Raw genomic sequence first — 19,216 nt, 5'->3', positions numbered from 1 at the left:
CCGGCCCGGTGCGGGCGCCCAAAAGGTCGCATTGCCGCCCGCAGGGCTTTCGCGTAACAGGAAAGCAGTTGCGGGCATGGGCTTCCGCAAGACGGCGCGACCTCAACAACAGAGCGGCAATGCGATTTCCAATACCGAAAGCGACAGCCCCCCGCCGCCCCTCCCATGCCTTTCCGCCGGCCGCAGCCGCCGGCCAGCCCCTGACACAGGCCGTCCGCGCCTTCTTCCTGCTTTTGGTCACAGCCGTGCTGTCGGCTGCCCTTTTCCCCGCCCTCGCACCGGCCGATGTCCCGACGCCCCTGGCGGAATCGCCCACGGCCGAACCGGAACGCCCGAAAAAACTCACCGTGGTGGTGGACAAGGATTACCCGCCTTACGTCATCACCTCCCCTGCGGGCGAGGTGCGCGGCATCCTGGTCGAATACTGGAAGCTCTGGGAAAAGCACACCGGCGTGCCGGTCACCCTCGTGCCCATGACCTGGGACGCGGCCCAGGACGCCATGCGCCAGGGTGAGGCCGACGTCATCGACCTGCTTTTCGAAAACGAGGCCCGCAAAAAGGACTACCTCTTCTCCAAGCCCTACGCGTCCATCGACGTACCGGTCTTCGTGCACAAGGACCTGGCCGGCATAACCGACCTTTCCTCCCTGCGCGGCTTTCCGGTGGCGGTCAAACGCGGCGACGCCAGCGCCGACAAATTGCTGCAGCACGGCATCGGACCGCTTTTGTACTACGACACCTACGAGGACGTGATCCAGGCCGCCAAGGACGGCAAGGTCAAGGTCTTTTGCATGGACGCGCCACCGGCGATGTACCACCTCTCCAAGCAGGGGATCGATGGCGAGTTCAAGCTGGCCTTCACCCTCTATACCGGCGAGTTGCACCGCGCCGTGCGCAAGGGAAACGCGGCGCTTTTGCGCTTTGTCGAAGCGGGCTTCGACAGCATTCCGGCAAAAAGCCTCACGGATATCGACAAGAGATGGCGCGGTACGCCCCTGTTCCCCTCGTCCAGCCTACGCTACGCCCTGTGGGCCGTGGCGACCCTGGCCGCGGCGGCGCTTGTCTTGCTGTCCATAAACGCCCTGCTACGGCGAACCGTCCGCCACCAGACGACCAGGCTCGAGGAACTGCTCGAGGCGGTCGGCCAGAGTGAACGCCGCTACCGCGAACTGGTCGAAAACGCGACCTGCCTCATCGTGCGCCTCGACCTCCTCGGCCGGGTGGTGTTCTGTAACGCTTGGGGGCAACGGGCCTTCGGCATTCCCCTGGCGCGCATGCTCGGGCGCGGCATCGACGTTTTGGGGAACGCGTCGGACGACGACGCCCCCGAATCGTGGGAGGCGGTCCTGTCCGCCCTGGTCGAGACTCCGGATGGCGCGCGGTCTCTGGACAGGCGACATATCGGGGAACATGGCCGCTCCATCTGGATCGCCTGGTCCGTGATCGCCCTGCGCGACCCCAGGGGGAATCCCGCCGAATTTCTTTGCGTCGGCAACGAAATCACGAAGCGCAAGCAGGCCGAAGACGCCCTGGCCGCCAGCGAAGCCCGCTACGCCCTGGTGGTGCGCGCCTCCAACGACGGGATCTGGGACTGGGACCTGCTCACGGATGCGGTCTATTTTTCGCCCCGCTATCTGGAAATACTCGGGCTGTCCCCGAATGCGGTGCCCCCGACCGTCAGCGAATGGAGCAAGCGCATCCATCCCGACGATGTCGAGGCCGTCATGCGGGAAAACAGGCGCTGCGCCGACGGCGAGACGGACAGCTTCGTCGTGGAGTACCGGCTGCGCCACGCCGACGGCTCCTATCGGTGGATCGTCGGCCGGGGCGCGAATTTCAAGGACAGCAGCGGTCGGGTCGTGCGCATGGCCGGCTCCCATACCGACATCACCCGCCGCAAAAAGGACGAGACGGCCCTGCGTGAAAGTCAGGACCAACTGGCCAAGATTTTCCGACTGTCCCCGGTCGGGCTTTGCGTGAATACCCAAGGCACCGGCCGCATTATGGACATCAATGAGAACTGTGCGCACATGTTCGGCTACGAAAAGGCGGACGTGATCGGCCGCGAAAGCCCGGGCCTCGGGCTGTGGTCACGCTCCGAGGGCCGCCGGGAGATGGTGGACGAGCTTACCGCCAAAGGCTTCATCGTCGGCAAGGAACTCGAACTGCTCCATCAAAACGGCTCCACCGTGGTGGTGCTCTATTCCGCCGTGCCCATCCAGGCGTACGGCGAAAGCTGCGTCCTGTCCGTGCTGGTGGACATCACCGAGCGCAAGGCCATGGAGCAGTCCCTGCGCCGGTCCAAGGAGGCCGCCGAGGCCGCCAACCGGGCCAAGACGGAATTCCTCTCCACCATGAGCCATGAAATCCGCACGCCCATGAACACCATTCTGGGCATGGCCCAGGCGCTTTCCGCCGCCGATCTGCCGCCGAAGCAGGCCCAGGCCATCCTGGCCATCGAGAGCGCCGGGGAAAGCCTGCTGGGCCTTTTAAACGACATCCTCGACCTGTCCCAGATCGATTCCGGCGGCCTTATCCTTGAGGAAAAACCCTGCGACATCGAAGAGCTCGCCGGGCGTATCGTGGACATGATGCGCCCGGACGCCGCCGCGAAAAACATCACCTTGCGCCTTGTGGTCGCCGAGGGGCTGCCCCCGCGCGTATCCCTGAGCCCGGACCGCATCCGACAGGTGCTGGTCAACCTGCTCGGCAACGCCGTCAAATTCACCCACCAGGGCAGCATCGTCCTGCACATCGGCCGGGAGAACGACCCCGCCGGCGGTTCCTGGCTGCGCCTAGACGTGCGAGACACCGGCATCGGCATCCCCGAGGACAAGCTGCCCGTCATCTTCGACCGTTTCACCCAGGCCGACGCCTCCACCAGTCGCCTCTACGGCGGAGTCGGCCTGGGACTCGCCATCAGCAAGAAACTCGTGGACCTGATGGGCGGCAGCATTCAGGTGGAAACCGCGGTCGGCCGGGGGTCGACCTTCACCGTGCGCCTTCCGCTGCGCCCCATGGCCGTGCCGATCCCGGACGACGCCCCGCCCAAGGCCCAGCCCGCCCTTTCCTCCGGCTGGCGGGCATCGGTCCTGCTCATCGAGGACAGCCCCGGCAACGCCGAAGTCATCCGGCTCATGCTCGAAGACAGCCGCTTCGACCTGACCTGGGCCCCCAGCGGTCAGGCCGGGCTCGAGGCCCTGCGCGAAACGCCCTGCGACATCGTGCTCATGGACATGGAAATGCCCGAGATGGACGGATTGGAAACGACAAAGGCCCTGCGCCGCATGGAAATGGAACTGGGACGTTCCCGCACCCCGGTTATCGCCCTGACCGCCCACGCCTTCGAGCAACATCGCCAGCAAGGGCTGGCCGCCGGCTGCGACGACTTCCAGACCAAGCCCATCGCCAAGGCGCGGCTGCTCGATACCCTCGAGACCTGGATGACCGTGGTCAGGAAGTAGGGAAGAAAGAACAGAGAGGAGAATGGAGAAGAGGGTGCGAGAGGGGAAACCCTTTTAAAAAAGGGTTCTCCCCTCTCGCACCCTCCCCTTCCTCAAATTTACGACTTGGCCAACAGGTTACATCTAACACTTCAGTATTACTAAAAGTCTTTGGAAAGGGGGTCCGGGGGGAGAACCTTTCTTCAGAAAGGTTTCCCCCCGGATCATGTTATAACTATGCACACCGACGTCGTCATTCTGGGAGCCGGGGCCTCCGGCCTTTGCTGCGCCATTGCCTGTGCCGGCAGGGGGCGCGACACCCTCGTCATCGACCATGGCCCCAAGGCCGCCCGCAAGGTGCTGGCCGCCGGCGGCGGCCGGGCCAACTGCACCAACACCGACATCCGGGCCGCGGATTATCGCTGCGCCAACCCGCATTTCGTCAAATCCGCCCTGGCCCGCTTTTCCCCCGCCGATTTCCTGGACTGGATTCATGCCGGCGGCGTGGCCACGGTGGAGGAGCCCGGCGGCAAGGTCTTCTGCCGCGACGGCGCGCTCTCCCTGACCCGGTTTCTTTCGACCGAGGCCCTTCGTGCGGGTGCCCGCATCCAGCTCGGCACGAAGGTGCTCGAGGCCCGCAAGGACGGCGACGCCTTCATTATCGACACCAGCGCCGGCCCCGTGCGCGCCGCCTCCCTGGTGCTGGCTCTGGGCGGGCGGTCCTGGCCGGGACTCGGGGCCACGGATTGCGGCTACGCCCTGGCCCGGGGCTTCGGCCTGCCGGTCACTGAACTGCGCCCGGGCCTCACCCCGCTTCTGGCCGGAGCGGACATGACCCCGCTTTGCCGCGAACTGGCCGGCGTGTCCCTGCCCGTGCACCTTGCCGGTCCCTGCGACGTGACCGGAGAACTGCTTTTCACCCACAAGGGCGTCTCCGGCCCGGCCGTGCTCGACGCCTCGCTTTTCTGGCGCGAGGGCGACACGCTCACCATCGACTGGCTGCCCGGTCGCGACCCCGAGGCGATCCTGGCCGATGCCGGCCGCCAGGAAATCAAGAACGCTTTGGCCGGCTGCCTGCCCAAGCGCCTGGCCACCGCCCTGTGCCAGCACCTGGGCGCGCAAGGCCCCGCTGCCGGGCTTTCGCCCAAGGCCCGCCGCAAACTCGCCACGGCGCTTTCCGCCTTCCCCTTCACCCCGGCCCGGGCCGAAGGTTACGCCAAGGCCGAAGTGACCCTCGGCGGCGTCGCCGTGGACAGCATCTCCTCCAAAACCCTGGCCGCCGGCGACGTCCCCGGCCTCTACGTCATCGGAGAACTGCTCGACGTCACCGGCCGCCTCGGCGGCTTCAACCTGCACTGGGCCTGGGCCTCGGGCTTTGCTGCAGGAGGTGTTGTGTGAGGGATGCGTGAGGATGCCTCCGGCGGCCGGGGGGAAACTTTTTGAAAAAAGTTTCCCCCCGGACCCCCCATCAAAAACTTTCAAAGGGGTGCATGGGCTTCAGGGTTCACCGGATGCAGCATGAAAAAGGGCTCTTCATTTCCAGAGGAAATGAAGAGCCCTTTTAGATCCGAGAGGGAAGAGCGGCGTATGGAGGAACGCGCCCTCACTCGAATAGGAGTCCGCATCGGGCGGCCGGCGGTGGGCCTACACATGCAGCAGCAAAGGTTGCTTTCAGCTATGGCGTCGTACGCAGAGGCGCTCGCCGGAAAGCCTGCGAATACCTACACCCCCTGCTTTCCAACGGCTGTAAGCTCCGTACGTCCGGTACGCATCGCTCCCGGGGATGGGACGCGCGACCAGGGCCGGCTGGGGGCAGGACGGACGCGAAGGCGTATTCTTCAAATATGCGCCGCGCGCGGCCGCCCTGCCCCCGGCCGGCCCGACCTACAACGGCTGCCGCACTGCCCTCAGCCGCCCCGACCAACAACGGCGACCACAGCAACAGCAAAACAACGGCAACAGTGCAACGACAACACGGCAACCTCCCCAGACAAAACCGATACTATGTCGGCTTTGCCGTGAGAAACCGCATCGCCGCTCCGGCGATACTCGGACAAACGAACGCGGTGTTAGTCGGTCTGGTAGAGTTCCAGCAGACCGGGCGGCGGATCGATGACCACGAAACCGGCCTCGAGGTCGATGTCGGGCACCAGTTCGTCGGCGGCGGGAAAGAGGATTTCATGGCCGGCGGCGTCGCGGATGACCCAGAGCTCGGCCCCGCCGGAGTCGCGGACGTCTTCGATGACGCCGAAGTCGGGACTGGTGGGGGCTGATTGGGCCAGACGCACGCGCAGGCCGAGGAGTTGGTGGAGAAAGACCTCGTCGGGTTCGGGCGGGGCAAGGCGCGAGGCCGGCACGCAAATGGCCAAGCCCCGCAGGGCCTCGGCGGCATTGCGGTCGGGAACGCCCTCGAAGCTGACGAGCACCCGTTCCTTATGGACGCGGGCGGCGCGCACGGTGTAGTCGCGGCCGCGCCCCGGGGCCCCGGCCGGACACAGGCGCACCACGGCACCCCGGCCGAAATAGGAAGGGGAGTCGGCATGGCTGTCGATGCACAACTCCCCTCGGATGCCGTGTGGGCGCGCCACGTCACCCACGATAATGTATTTTTCCGGGCCCATGGCGGTCGTTTCGATAGGTGCGGGACGTCCTATTCGAGGATCTCCAGCACGGAACGTTTGCGAGCCTTGGTCGAGGCCGCGCCGAGGATAGTGCGCATGGCACGGGCGGTCCGGCCCTGTTTGCCGATAACCTTGCCGAGGTCTTCCTTGGCCACCTTGAGTTCGATGACCGAGGTCTGTTCGCCCTCTATCTCCGACACCTGCACCTGATCCGGGTTGTCCACCAGGGATTTGGCCACATACTCAATCAAGTCCTTCAACATACGCACCTCCTGAGGTAACCGTAAGAGCAAGCGAAGGACTCCCGCCTCCGTTTCCGTATACCCCCCGGGCCGTACCCGGGGGTGAAGCGGCGGCGTCTGGGATTTCCGGCCCGGACCTCTTCTTCAAAGCGTCGTGTGCCGGAGGAGCCTAGACGTCAGCCTTCTGCAGCAGGGCGCGCACGGTATCCGAGGGCTTGGCTCCGCGCTCAAGCCAGGACCGCACTTTTTCACTATCCACTTTTATTTCCGCCGGGTCAACCATGGGGTTGTAGTAGCCCAGATACTCCAGGGCGCGGCCGTCGCGGCGGGTCTTGGAGTCCATGGCGACAATGCGGTAAAACGGGCGCTTCTTGGAACCCATGCGGGTCAGACGCAGTTTCATGGCCATAACGTATTCTCCTGTCCTTCGGGATGATAGCTGTTGTGGAATAACCGCCCGCCGTCCGGCTAGCGTTTTTTCCGTTTTTTCCGTTGTTCCTTCTTCTTCTTGACGGCGGCCTTGGCCGCGGCCCGGGCGGCGCGGATGGCTTCGGGATCGCCGCCGCCGGGGACTCCCGGCATGCCGCCCGGCATACCGCCAGGCATTCCACCGGGCATTCCCGGGGGCATACCCGGCATCCCCCCCGGCATACCGCCGGGCATCTTCATGCCAGGGGGCATCTTGGGCATGCTCGGCATGCCCTTGCCGCCCATCATGCGCTGCATCATCTTTTGCATCTGGCTGAAATTTTTCAGAAGCTGGCTGACTTCCAGGACCGTGGTGCCCGAACCCCTGGCGATGCGTTCCTTGCGGCTGACGTTTATAAGCTTGGGGGTGGCCCGCTCGGCCTTGGTCATGGAACTGATGATGGCCTCGACCCGGGCCATCTCCTTTTCCGGCATCTGGACTTCGCCGAGCTGCTTGCGGATCTGGGACATGCCGGGAATGAGCTTGAGCAGGCCTTCGATGGAGCCGAGTTTTTTGACCCGGCGCATCTGGGTGCGGAAATCTTCCAGGGTGAACTGCGCCTTGCGCAGTTTCTTCTCCATGGCCGCCGCTTCCTCGGCGTCCACGTCGGTCTGGGCCTTCTCGATGAGCGTCAGGATATCGCCCATGCCGAGGATGCGCGAGGCGACCCGGTCGGGATGGAAGACTTCCAGGTCGGCGACCTTCTCGCCCGTGCCCACGAGCTTGATGGCCTTGCCCGTGACCTGGCGCACGGACAGGGCCGCGCCGCCCCGGGCGTCGCCGTCCATCTTGGTGAGCACCACGCCGGTGACGCCCAGGCGGTCATTAAACGAGGAGGCGACGGTGACGGCGTCCTGGCCGGTCATGGCGTCGGCCACGAACAGGATTTCGCCGGGGTTGGTCCTGGCCTTGATGGCCGAGAGCTCCTCCATGAGGGCTTCGTCGACGTGCAGGCGGCCGGCGGTGTCGAGCAGCACCACGTCGTGGCCGGTGCGCTTGGCCTCTTCCAGGGCGGCCGTGCAGATATCCACCGGGCTCTGGTCCGTGGTGGACGGAAAAGCGTCGATATCGAGCTGGGACGCCAGCTTGTGGAGCTGGTCGATGGCCGCCGGGCGGTAGACGTCGGCCGGCACCAGATAGGGCTTGCGCTTGAGTTCGCGCCGCAGCTTCAGGGCCAGCTTGGCGCAGGTGGTGGTTTTGCCCGAGCCTTGCAGGCCCACGACCATGATGACGGCCGGGGAGGCCTTGAGGTCGAGTTCCTGAGCCTGGCCGCCGAGCAGTTCGACCATTTCGTCGTGGACGATCTTGACGACCTGCTGGCCCGGGGTCAGGCTCTTGAGGACGTCCTGGCCCATGGCCCGCTCGCGCACGCGCTCGATGAAGTCCTTGACGACCTTGAAGTTGACGTCGGCCTCAAGCAGGGCCAGACGCACCTCGCGCAAGGCGGTCTGGACGTTCTCCTCGGTCAGGCGGGCGTGTCCCCTGATCTTGCGGAAGACGTCGTCGAGTCTGTCGGTTAGGCTGTCGAACATGGTCCTGGCGCACCTCGGTAAAGGGCAAAGTTGGACTACTTAACCGCCTTTGATCCGGCCGTCAAGCGAGAGCCCCGTGGACGGGGAGTATACGAAAAAGGCCCCGTCCGCACGCGGACGGGGCCTTGGCTGCTTCCGTAGCCGACGCGGACGCCGGCTTGACGGCGACTACCAGCTGTTGCGACGGGGACCGCCGGAACCGCCGGTACGGGGCTGACGCTCCTGCGCCTCGTTGACGCGCAGGTCGCGGCCGCCGAAAGGCTTGCCGTCAAGGGCTTCCATGGCGGCATCGGCACCTTCAGGGGTCATTTCCACGAAGCCGAAGCCGCGCAGGCGGCCGGTCTCGCGGTCAACGATCAGGTTGACCGACTCCACATCGCCATAGCTGGCGAAGAGAGTGCGGATTTCGTCTTCATTGGTGGAAAAAGGAAGGTTGCCGACGTAGAGTTTCTTGGACATTCGCTAAAGCTCCAAACTTTTTTTCGGGCTAACTCTTCAAAGGTCGACGGGAGCTCGGCAAACGCAAAGATCCTCGGAGACGGTTACAAAGACTTAGCCAACGTTGAGATGCAATCAACTATGCCGCCCCACCGGGGCTGTCAACAGATATCTTGTAAAAAAAGCCCGCCCGTTATCCGGCCATGGCTTTGGCGAAGCCCGCCTCGGCCCGGTTGATGACCGCCTCGTCCACGCAAAAGGCCAGCCGGAAGTGGCCCGGCAGCCCGAATCCGCGCCCCGGCACGGCCAGCACCCGCTCGGCCGCGAGGCGTTCCACGAAGGCCACTTCGTCCGGGATGGGCGATTTGGGAAAGAAATAAAACGCCCCGCGCGGCATGAAAAACGAATACCCCGACCGGGTCAGCACCCCGGCCATGGCCTTGCGCCGGCGTTCGTAGATGCCGCGGTCCACTTCCTGGCCAAGGGCGCGCAGCAAAAGCGCCTGGCCCACGGCCGGGGCGTTGACGAAGCCCATGATGCGGTTGGCGAAGACCATGCCGGCCACGAGCTTTTCCCGGCCCGGCATGTCCGGCGAGACCACGACGAACCCGACCCGCTCGCCCGGCAGGGACATGTTTTTGGAAAAGGAGCCGATGACCAGGGAATACGGATAGAGCGGCAGCACCGACGGCACGGTCGCGCCGTCGTAGGCCAGAAAGCGGTACGGCTCGTCGGCCAGCAGATAGATCGGCCGGTCGCGGCCCGCGTTCTGGCGGGTGAGCATGGCCGAAAGCTCGATCAGCGTTTCCTTGGAATAGATCTGGCCGGTGGGGTTGTTGGGGGAGTTGATCATGACCACCTGGGTGCGGGGGGTGATGGCCGCCTCCATGGCCGGGATGTCCAGCTCGAAGGTGTCGGGTTTGGTCGGCACGGTGGTCAGGGTTGCGCCGTGGTTGGCGGCGTAGAAGTCGTATTCCACGAAATACGGCGAGGGGCAAAGGACCACGTCGCCGGGCGTCAGCACGGTCCTGAAAAAAACGTTGATGCCGCCGGCCGCGCCGCAGGTGAGGATCACGTCGCCGGCGGTTATGGGCGCGCCGTCCTGTTCCTTGCGCAGATGCTCGGCCAGGGCGGCCCGCACCTCGGGATAGCCGGGGTTGGGCATGTAACCCAGGGCAAAGGGCTTATCCATCTGGCCGGACAATTCGGCCAGACACTGGCCGATGACGGGCGGCGGCGGCAGGTCGGGGTTGCCCAGGGAAAAATCGCAGACGGCCTCTTCGCCGTACCGCTTCTTGAGCTCCAGGCCCTGCTCGAAAATCTTGCGAATCCAGGCACCGCCCGACAAATACCGCTCTATCTGTTCGGTCACCAGTTGCATGCTCCGCCCCTCCGGTAAAAAAACGTGGCAGTCACCATTGCACCAAATCCCAACTGTTGCAATATGGTAACGAATCTGGCGCCGAAAACCGCCCCAGGGACCGGCCGGCGGCCCGGGATGCGGAAAAAGTATTCCCTCCCGTTCGACTTTGTCCTAAGGTGTTCCCCTCGCGGCATCTCCCGCCCATAATTCCTGCAAACGAGTATCCCTATGACCGAGGCGAAAAAGCCTGAAATCCTGGCCCCTGCGGGGGATCCCTATTCGTATCTGGCGGCCGTGGCCGCCGGAGCCGACGCTATCTACTGCGGGCTCAAGCACTTCTCCGCCCGCATGCTGGCCCGCAATTTTTCCATCTCCGAGCTGGCCGGCCTGGCCGAGCTGGCCCGGGGCCGCGGCGTGCGCACCTACGTGGCCATAAACACCCTGCTCAAGCCCGACGAGGCGGACAAGGCCGGCCGGCTGGTCAAACGCCTCGTCGCCGACGTCGGCCCGGAAGCGCTCATCGTCCAGGACCTGGGCGTGGCAGCGGTCGCCCGGCAGGCCGGCTACAAGGGCGAACTGCACCTGTCCACCCTGGCCAACGTCTCGAGCGCGACCGGCCTTGGCGCCCTGCCCGGCTACTCCTTTTCCCGCGTGGTCCTGCCCCGGGAACTCTCCGTGGACGAGATCCGCGAGATGGCCGAGGCCGCGCCCCAGGGCCTTAGCCTGGAAGTCTTCATCCACGGCGCGCTGTGCTACAACGTCTCGGGCCGCTGCTACTGGAGCAGCTTCCTCGGCGGCAAATCCGGGCTTCGCGGCCGTTGCGTCCAGCCCTGCCGCCGCATCTACACCCACCGGGGCCAGAAGGGCCGTTATTTCTCCTGCCAGGACTTAAGCCTCGACGTCCTGACCAAGGCGCTTTTGACCATCCCGGAAGTGACGTCTTGGAAGATCGAGGGCCGCAAAAAGGGCCCCCACTACGTCTACCATACGGTCGCGGCCTACAAGCTGTTGCGCGACTTCGCCGACGACGCCTCGGCCAAGAAGATGGCCCTGGAATTTCTGGAACAGTCCCTCGGCCGGGCCACCACCAACTACAATTTCCTGCCCCAGCGCCCCAAGAACCCCATCGACGCCAAGGAGCGCACCGGCTCGGGCCTGCCCGCCGGCAAGCTCACCCGGGGCATGAAGCCCGGGCAATGGAACCTGTCGGCCCGGGTGACGCTCATGACCGGCGACCTGGTGCGCCTCGGCACCGAGGACGAACCCGGCCACCGCATCATCAAGGTGACGCGGCCCGTGCCCAAGGGCGGCCGGCTCACCCTGACCATAAGCGACGCCCCGCGCCCCGAATCCGGCATGCCGGCCTACCTCATCGACCGCCGCGAACCCGCGCTCATGGACAAGCTGCGCCCCTTGCAGGCCGAGCTTGAACGCCTGCCCGAGCGCGAGGCCAAAGCCGTGGAATTCTCCCCCGCCATGCCGAAGCCCAGAAAGCCGGCCCGGGGCGAACCGCTTTCCATAAGCGTGTGGCGGCATCCCGACATGCGCAAGGAAAAGGGGCCGTTTGGCGTCTGGGTTTCCACCAAGCGGGCGCACAACCTGCCGCTCGGCCGGGCCGCCTCGGTGTGGTGGTGGCTGCCGCCTGTTGTGTGGCCGGATGAGGAAAGCGAATTCGTCAGCCTGGTTGCGGCCATCTGTTCGCGCGGCGGCAAGCGGTTCGTGCTCGGCGCGCCGTGGCAGACCGGGCTTTTCCCGACCGGGGCCAAGGGACTGGAGCTGTGGGCCGGCCCGTTTTGCAACATCGCCAACCCCATCGCCATCGGCGAACTGGGGCGTGCCGGATTCGCCGGGGCCTTCGTTTCGCCGGAACTTTCCGGCGAGGACATGCTCGCCCTGCCGAAGCTCTCGCCCTTGCCGCTCGGCATCGTGCACAAGGGGGCCTGGCCGCTCGGACTTTCCCGGGTGCTTTCCGGCGAGATCAAGACCTGCCTGCCGGTGATCAGTCCCAAGGAAGAAGGCTTTTGGGCCGTCAAGTACGACCGCACCTATTGGCTCTACGCCAACTGGGAGGTCGACCTGCACAAGCACCGCGAGGAGCTGGTCAGGGCCGGCTACAGCGTGTTCGTGGACCTGCGCGAGCCCATGCCCAGGGATGTGGAGCGGCGCGAACGCACCAGCCATTTCAACTGGGAAGTAGGGTTGCTCTAATGGCCAGGCCGAGCAAGCTCTACATCGCCATGGTGGGGCTGCCGGCCATGGGCAAGTCCACTGTGGGCGCCAAGATCAAGGAGAACCTGGAAAAAGACGACATCAAGGTCGGAATTTTCAACAACGGCGACGTGCGCCGGCGCATGATCCCGGGCAACACGTCCAATCCCGATTTCTACAACCCGGCCAACACCCATGCGGCCGGGCTGCGGGAGCGCATCGCGGCGGTCAATTTCGCCGAGGCCAAGGCCTACCTGTCCACCGAAGGCGACATCGCCATCCTCGACGCCACCAACGTCTCCCGCAAACGGCGGGAGACGTTGCGGGCCCATCTGCCCAACCATCCCATTTTATTCATCGAGTGCATCAACGACGACCCGGAGCTTCTGGCCCTGTCCATCGCCCGCAAGGCCAGGCTCCCGGAATTCGCCGGCCTGTCCGAGGCCGAAGCCAAGAAAAGCTTCGTGACCCGCATCGGCTACTACCGCCACATCTACGAACCGCCGGACGAGGCCCCCGATCTGGTGCGGCTGGATACGCTGAATAACCGCATCCTGTCCGAGCGCATCTCGGCCGGCCTGCCCTACTACGGCCGCATCCGCGACCTGCTCATGTCCGACTGGATCAAGAACCTGTTTCTCGTGCGCCACGCCGAAAGCGAATACAATGTGCGCGACATGGTGGGCGGCAATTCGAGCCTGACCGACAAGGGGCGCAAGCAGGCCTGGGGGCTCTCGCGCCATTTCATCGGCACGCCGCTCCCGTACATTTTCACCAGCACGCTGACCCGCACCCTGGAAATGGCCGAGCCGCTCCTGGAGACGCGCAAGGGCCAGACCACCCACCACGCCTTCCCGGAATTCGACGAGATCGACGTGGGCGAGTGCGACGGCATGAGCTACGCCGAGATCGAACGCACCCGGCCGGATCTGTTCGCGGCCCGGACCCGCAACAAATACAACTTCGTGTATCCCCACGGCGAGGGCTATGCCACCATGGCCGGCCGGGTCTACCGGGGCGTGAAAAAGGCCCTCTACCTAAGCGGCAATTCCGAGTACATCATGATTATCGGCCACCAGGCCGTCAACCGCATGATCCTCTCGGATTTCCTGTTCCGCCGGGCCGAGGACGTTCCCTACATCTTCATCCCCCAGGACAAGTACTTCCACATCGTTTCGACCCAGACCAAAAAGCTGTTCGAACTCAGAAAATTCTAGCGCGAAGCGAGAGGGGAACCCCCGCTAAAAAGGGGCCTCTCCTCTCGCCGTCCCCCCTGCCGCCATTTGGCATCCAGGAACATCCGGCCCGCAACCGGACCGTTTTCTTTCCGAAAACAACGCCTCCCCTCTGCGACTTCCCCTCGGAAGACGCACGAGGTGGCATTTCGTCCCTTGCATTCCCGATCATACGTGGTACATTTTCCCAAACTTACTATTGTCGCAATAACGATGCGACAAGGCCTTGCGGCGTCGCGCCGTGGTTTATCGCATGGGGTCTGGCGCGAAGCCGTACTGTGTAACAACGCTACACCAGGAGGGCTCACATGGCAGACTGGGAAAAGAAAATCGATATCCGCAAGGTTTTCGTGCTCCAACCCACCCGGCCCACCACCTATTTCGGCGTGGGCGCCGTGGCCAAGGTCGGCGACATCCTCGCCGCCCTCAAAGCCAAAGGCATCGACAAGGTCCTCGTCGTCACCGATTCCATCGCCTACACGGCCAGCGGCGCCTGGAAAAGCGTCAAGCCGGCCCTGGACGCCCACGTCGCCTGGAAACACTACGACAAGGTCCGCCCCAACCCCACCTACGCCAACTGCGAGGAAGCCGCGGCCATGGGCACGGACTTCGGAGCCGGGGCCATCCTGGCCATCGGCGGCGGCAGCGCCATGGACACGGCCAAGACGGCCGCCGTGCTCATGAAGCATCCCGGCAAAAAAGCCGTGGATTTCTATGAAAAAGGAACGCCCATCGAAGACGCCGCGCCGCTGGTGCTCATCAACACCTCCCACGGCACGGGCTCGGAATGCGACGCCTTCGCCGTGGCCCAGTCCGACGGCGAGGACAAGCCGGCCATCAATTCGCCCCACATCTACGCCACCTTCACCATCGAGGACCCGGCGCTCACCGCCACCATGCCGCAAAAGCAGACCATCTCCACCTCCATCGACGCGATCAACCACGCCCTGGAAGCGGCCACCACCATCACCACCACGCCCTACTCCATCGGCCTGGCCCGCGACGCCATCCGCCACGTGGCCACCTATCTGCCCACGGCCATCGTGGAGCCCGGCAACCTGACCGCCCGCTACTGGCTCATGTACGCCTCGGCCATCGCCGGCATCAGCTTCGACCTGGGCCTGCTGCACATCACCCACTCCATGGAGCACGCCATGAGCACGCTCAACGCCGGCGTCACCCACGGCGACGGCCTCGGCATCCTCATGCCGGCCATGGTCCAGGAAATCTACCCGGCCGTGCCCGAGGTGGTGGCGGAACTCTTCTCGCCCATCATCCCGGGCCTCGTCGGCAAGCCCTCCGAAACCGACTTCGTGGTGGCCAAGCTGCGCGACTGGTGCCACGGCGTGGGCCAGTCCACCAGCATGGCCGGCTACTACACCGAGGCCGACATCCCGGCCCTGGTCAAAACCACCATGGGCTCGTCCCTGTCCAAAATGCTGCTGCCCCTGGCCCCCATCCCGGTCACCGAGGACGTGATCGCCCGTATCTTCCGCAATTCGATTTAGGAGGGAAGTGGGAAGGGGAGGGGAAGAGAATGCGAGAGGGGAAACCCTTTGAAAAGGGTTCTCCCCTCTCGCGCTCTCCCCTTCCTAAACTTTCTAACATGGGGGAGCTAACACATTTTATTCATGGAGAATATCAGAGAAGACGGGCTAGGAAACGGTTCCGCTCAACGCGATTTCCCGGGGTCGCTTTTTGTACGAAACAGGCCCAAGGTCGAAAATCGGCGTAAGGTGAGCCAACTCGTCCCATGTTTCCGGGACGTTGTTCCACAGCAAATACGCAATCCTCGGGGGGATACCGCAAATAAGAAAACCTTTTCCCATCGACTTTGCATGCGATATGACTGCAACGTTACACTCACATGAAAATTTAACGCCCCGTGTGACTGAAAAATTTCTTTGAAAAAAATCTTTCTCTGACTGGAAACAATTCATCTTTGTGCTATGAAGGATTCGCAAACTCTGCAAGCATCCTTCAACCAGGAGAAAACCCATGAAAGTCAGCGCCCGCAATCTTATTCCCGGCACCGTGAAGTCCGTCAACATCGGCATGGTCAACGCCGAAGTCGTCATCGACGCCGGCGGCGTGGAAATCGTCTCCGTCATCACCAAGGAATCCGCCGAAAACATGGGCCTCAAGGCCGGCGCCCCGGTCAAGGCCATGATCAAGGCCACCAGCATCATGGTCGTCACCGACTAACCGCCGCTTCCGCCTGCGGGGGCAAGGTTTGGCCCGCCAAAGCCTTGCCCCCGGCTCGTTCCTCCAAAAATGCCCGTGCGTGGCACCCGTGCCGGCTAAACGTTGAGGAAAGGGAGAGCGCGAGAGGGGATACTGCCCTTTTCTAAAGGGTTTCCCCTCTCGCATTTTCTTCTCTGCTCCCCGGCCCCGCCTTCACAAATTTCCAATCGCGGCTCGGCTTGGCAAAGGACCGATTGATGCTCGCGAGCGGGAAGTTGCGGCCGAAAACATGGCCATGGTAGGCCGCCGCGTCCGCCTCGCTGTCGAACTGGAAACACTCCGGGTGCAGCTTGCTGGCGATAAACCGCAGCCCCAGCACCCACTTGGGCGCGCCGAAGTCGCTCGACGGCACCGGCGCGGTATAAACGCGTCCCTCGCGCACGGCCGCCACGTCGCCGAGCCCAAGCTCCCGGCACTCCCGGCAAAAATCGCCAATGTTGTTCGAGATAAAAGACGAGATGAAGATCACTTCGGGATCGAGCTGTCGTAGTGTTTCCGCCGTGATGGAGCGGCCGGGCCGGCCATCGAGGTCCAGGGTGGTGTTGAGGCTTTCCCCGCCGGCCACGCCCACCAGATGATTTTCGAACCGGTCGCCCTTGAGGCCGAACAGCGGCTTGCCCATGGCGTAAAAGGTCCGGGGACGCCTGTCGGCCTTGGCCACACCTTCGCATACCGGCGCGATCATCCCCGCCAGGAAATCCACCAGTCGCCCGGCCGCCCGGTCGCGGCCGAGCACGCCGCCGAACTCGCGGATCAGCCGCATGTAGCCGTCGATGGTCTGGATGTCCTTGTGGAGCTGGTGCAGCATGCGCCCCGCCAGCAGATGCTCCCATACGGCGACCACCTCGGCCTGGTCGTCCACGCCCATGGCCAGGCACATGGACTCCACGATCTCGAGCGCCCGGGTGAACGGATAGCCGCCCTGAAAGGCCCCCTCGCGCATGACCGGCGGTTCCGCCGGCCCCCGCAGGGCCGCATCGGCCCCGCAGGCGGCGCAGTGCAGGGAATCGGGCGACACGCCCGGGGCGAGTTCGACCAGCCGCGCCCCCATGGGGCCGTAGAAATCGCGCGAAACGACCGGCGCGCCGCACGACGGGCACACCGTGTCCAGGCCGCGTGTGCCGGGCGTGTTGAAGACGTAGGTGAAGGGCAGTGTCCGGCGCAGTTCCCGGGCAAAGGCCTCGGTGTCGGCAATGGCCGGCTCAAGCGCCGGATCGGCGTCCTCGATGGGCACGAAGCGCATCATCTGGAGCACCATGTCGGGGGAAATATCCGCCAGGGTCGCGGCCAGAAGCCGGGTGTCGTCCCGGTTGTCCAGACGGTCCATGCAGGCGACCTCCACGTGCACGCCCGCCGCGACGAGCGCCCGGATGTTACGCAGCACCACCTCCGGGTCCGCCCCGCCACACAGCCTGGACCGCGCGGCGCTGATGCCCTTGACGCCGATGTTGATGCAGTCGAGAAGCCCGAGAAACGGTTCCAGGGACGCCTCGGTGAAATAGGCGTTGCTGGCGCAGCCGACCAGAAGCCCCCGCGCCTTGGCCTCCCTGGCCACCTCCAGAAAGGTGAAATAGGACGCCAGCGGGTCGTTCATCAAAAAGGCGATCCCACGGCAGCCCTGCTCCACGGCCATGTCCACCACGGCCTCGGGCGGGATATGGCGCAGGGCCGGGCTGTCCGGCCGCATCTCCCGGGCCGTGACCGTGGCGATGCAACCGGGGCAATCGAAGTTGCAGCCCACGGTGCTGATCTGGAAAAACGGCGCGCCCGGATGGAAATGGAGCAAGGGGATGGTCTCCACGGAAATGGGGCTGGCGATCAGATAACGGTCCGGATAGCACTCCCCGACGCCGCCGTCCTCCAGCGTATAGCGGCCGCAAAGGCCCGTTTTCCCGGGTTCGAGGATACAACCGCGTTCGCAAATGGGACAGCGCATGGGTCAGGCTCCTAGCTTGGGCGTTTCTGCGAAAGCCAGAAGTATAGGCCGGAGGCGGCGGCCCGGGCAATTTGACACTGCCGCCATTTCCATCGACATCACAGGAGGATAGAATGTTTTTCCCAACAAAGAAGAGTCACGAAAGTTCTGAAAACCCGGCTGCCGCCCGTTTTCGGCCCGGCGTCCTCCCGGGTGATGCGGATTTGGGCACCCGGTAAAACCCCGTGGTCCCGGCCGGTTGGCGCGAGGCCTGTCCGGCGCGAATGGGGGCGGGAGCGCCGGCTTGACGCCGGCCGGGCTTTGGCCTAGCAGGGCAAATGGACGCCCGCTTGGGCCGCCGGGGAGCGCCACTGCCACCGGCCGGCGATACGGGCACACAGCCGCATGAGTGCAGCCACGAGTACGCGACAACGCCTTTTTCCTTCCGACCGGCACGCGGCCCACAAAAGCCCGGGCCGATTCCCGGACGCCCTTATTTTCCGCCATGCCGCCTAATCCCGCCCAGACGTCGTTGATCTATGTCTCTTTTTCCGTGGTCGCCCTGTACGGCCCGGCGCTCCTTTTAACCTTTCTGGCCTACCGTTATCTGCTCGGCCGCAAAACCCGGCTGGAGCGGCGACTGGAAAAACACCGTCGCATCCGGGAGAATATCGCGGCCAAGGGCCAAAAAGCGCGGACCAAGCTGGCGCTTCGCCATCAGCGCCGCAACATCCGCGAAATGGCGGTCATCGTGCGCGAACAGCTCGAGGCCAACAAACGCAAAATGACGCCCTACATGCACCAGCGCACGTCGGTTTTCATCGAAAAGGCGATCACGGATGTCGACTTCGACCGGCTCGCGGCGCTCAATCACTTTTTCGCCAGTGCGGGCGCCTCGGACACGCCGCCGGTGATGGAACTTTTCTTCGAACAAACGAGGTAACCATGTCGATACCCGAGAACATCGCCAAGGCCATCACCCGGCTTTGCTACTCCGTCCGGAGCGAGGCGGCCGAGTGGCACAAGAAAAACCAGCCCGAGCTCGACCGGCTCAAGGAAGAAAAGCTCGTGGCCGCGGCGGAACTCAAAAAACGCCTGGAGCTCATGGAAATCCGCTTCAAGGAAGAGTGTCGCCGGACGCGCATGGAGGAGGAGCGGCAAACCGAGCAGTTCGCCGAATTCCTGGAGAGCATCGACGAGATGAAGGCCAATATGCTGGAATACTACGGCAGCATGCCCAAGCCCATTGCGCTGATGATCCACCACCACGCGGCGGAACTCCTCAAGCAGGCCTGGCACAGCCCCGACGCCCGGGAGCGCTTCCAGATGCAGACGCGCTTCACCAACCTCATGCTCACCATTACCGAAGACCTGACGGAACTCTCGGCCGCCGGCGGCCAAAAAGCCCTGCCCGAAAAAACCATCGCCTTCATCCAGAACAAGAACGAAGAATAGGAAGAGGCAAGAAGAAAAAGTGCGAGAGGGGAAACCCTTTTGCAAAGGGTT

15 protein-coding genes are annotated in these 19,216 nt (G+C 64.3%); 8 read left to right on the top strand and 7 right to left on the bottom strand.

Annotated features, from left to right (window positions below):
* Positions 1 to 119 precede the first annotated feature (119 nt).
* Together K9F62_12070 and K9F62_12065 are read left to right on the top strand one after the other, a co-directional pair.
* A complete protein-coding gene (locus K9F62_12070; GenBank protein ID UJX39465.1) occupies positions 120 to 3,464 on the top strand; it encodes a PAS domain S-box protein in 3,345 nt (1,114 codons plus the stop codon).
* A 216-nt stretch (positions 3,465 to 3,680) separates the two neighbouring features.
* The gene (locus K9F62_12065) at positions 3,681 to 4,841 is read left to right on the top strand and encodes an NAD(P)/FAD-dependent oxidoreductase (protein ID UJX39464.1); all 1,161 of its coding nucleotides are present in this window, start codon (positions 3,681 to 3,683) and stop codon (positions 4,839 to 4,841) included.
* 671 nt (positions 4,842 to 5,512) lie between these two features.
* Here K9F62_12065 and rimM read toward each other — a convergent pair.
* The 6 genes from rimM to K9F62_12035 all read right to left on the bottom strand — a co-directional run bounded on the left by rimM (position 5,513) and on the right by K9F62_12035 (position 10,126).
* Positions 5,513 to 6,064, bottom strand: a complete 552-nt coding sequence (gene rimM / locus K9F62_12060; GenBank protein ID UJX39463.1) for a ribosome maturation factor RimM — start codon at positions 6,062 to 6,064, stop codon at positions 5,513 to 5,515.
* Between the two features lie 29 nt (positions 6,065 to 6,093).
* Positions 6,094 to 6,327, bottom strand: coding sequence for a KH domain-containing protein (locus K9F62_12055; GenBank protein ID UJX39462.1), 234 nt, complete (start codon positions 6,325 to 6,327; stop codon positions 6,094 to 6,096).
* A 148-nt stretch (positions 6,328 to 6,475) separates the two neighbouring features.
* A complete protein-coding gene (rpsP, locus tag K9F62_12050; protein UJX39461.1) occupies positions 6,476 to 6,715 on the bottom strand; it encodes a 30S ribosomal protein S16 in 240 nt (79 codons plus the stop codon).
* A gap of 59 nt (positions 6,716 to 6,774) precedes the next feature.
* Positions 6,775 to 8,307, bottom strand: coding sequence for a signal recognition particle protein (ffh, locus tag K9F62_12045; protein UJX39460.1), 1,533 nt, complete (start codon positions 8,305 to 8,307; stop codon positions 6,775 to 6,777).
* Between the two features lie 168 nt (positions 8,308 to 8,475).
* Positions 8,476 to 8,766, bottom strand: a complete 291-nt coding sequence (locus K9F62_12040) for an RNA-binding protein (GenBank protein ID UJX39459.1) — start codon at positions 8,764 to 8,766, stop codon at positions 8,476 to 8,478.
* A 172-nt stretch (positions 8,767 to 8,938) separates the two neighbouring features.
* On the bottom strand, positions 8,939 to 10,126 hold the full coding sequence (locus K9F62_12035; GenBank protein ID UJX39458.1) for a pyridoxal phosphate-dependent aminotransferase: 1,188 nt from the start codon (positions 10,124 to 10,126) through the stop codon (positions 8,939 to 8,941).
* Between the two features lie 210 nt (positions 10,127 to 10,336).
* Here K9F62_12035 and K9F62_12030 point away from each other — a divergent pair, with 210 nt between their 5' ends.
* The 4 genes from K9F62_12030 (at position 10,337) to K9F62_12015 (ending at position 15,756) form a co-directional block, all read left to right on the top strand.
* Positions 10,337 to 12,316, top strand: a complete 1,980-nt coding sequence (locus K9F62_12030; protein ID UJX39457.1) for a U32 family peptidase — start codon at positions 10,337 to 10,339, stop codon at positions 12,314 to 12,316.
* Complete coding sequence (locus tag K9F62_12025; GenBank protein ID UJX39456.1) at positions 12,316 to 13,533, top strand: 6-phosphofructo-2-kinase/fructose-2,6-bisphosphatase; 1,218 nt, start codon at positions 12,316 to 12,318, stop codon at positions 13,531 to 13,533. Before K9F62_12030 ends, K9F62_12025 begins: the two co-directional genes overlap by 1 nt.
* 326 nt (positions 13,534 to 13,859) lie before the next feature.
* Positions 13,860 to 15,059 carry an iron-containing alcohol dehydrogenase gene (locus tag K9F62_12020; protein UJX39455.1) on the top strand — a complete coding sequence of 400 codons (1,200 nt, stop codon included), beginning with the start codon at positions 13,860 to 13,862 and terminating at the stop codon, positions 15,057 to 15,059.
* Between the two features lie 490 nt (positions 15,060 to 15,549).
* A complete protein-coding gene (locus K9F62_12015; GenBank protein UJX39454.1) occupies positions 15,550 to 15,756 on the top strand; it encodes a TOBE domain-containing protein in 207 nt (68 codons plus the stop codon).
* A gap of 142 nt (positions 15,757 to 15,898) precedes the next feature.
* Here K9F62_12015 and K9F62_12010 read toward each other — a convergent pair whose 3' ends face one another.
* Positions 15,899 to 17,731, bottom strand: coding sequence for a radical SAM protein (locus K9F62_12010; protein ID UJX39453.1), 1,833 nt, complete (start codon positions 17,729 to 17,731; stop codon positions 15,899 to 15,901).
* Positions 17,732 to 18,215: 484 nt separating this feature from the next.
* Between K9F62_12010 and K9F62_12005 the strand changes: the two genes are divergently transcribed.
* Positions 18,216 to 18,653, top strand: coding sequence for a hypothetical protein (locus K9F62_12005; protein UJX39452.1), 438 nt, complete (start codon positions 18,216 to 18,218; stop codon positions 18,651 to 18,653).
* A gap of 2 nt (positions 18,654 to 18,655) precedes the next feature.
* Positions 18,656 to 19,165 carry a hypothetical protein gene (locus K9F62_12000; protein ID UJX39451.1) on the top strand — a complete coding sequence of 170 codons (510 nt, stop codon included), beginning with the start codon at positions 18,656 to 18,658 and terminating at the stop codon, positions 19,163 to 19,165.
* Positions 19,166 to 19,216 lie beyond the last annotated feature (51 nt).

Source organism: Desulfovibrio sp. JY, from assembly GCA_021730285.1.
GTDB lineage: Bacteria > Desulfobacterota > Desulfovibrionia > Desulfovibrionales > Desulfovibrionaceae > Solidesulfovibrio.
The sequence above is the reverse complement of the archived record's forward strand: the minus strand, read 5'-3'. Positions and strand labels throughout refer to the sequence as shown.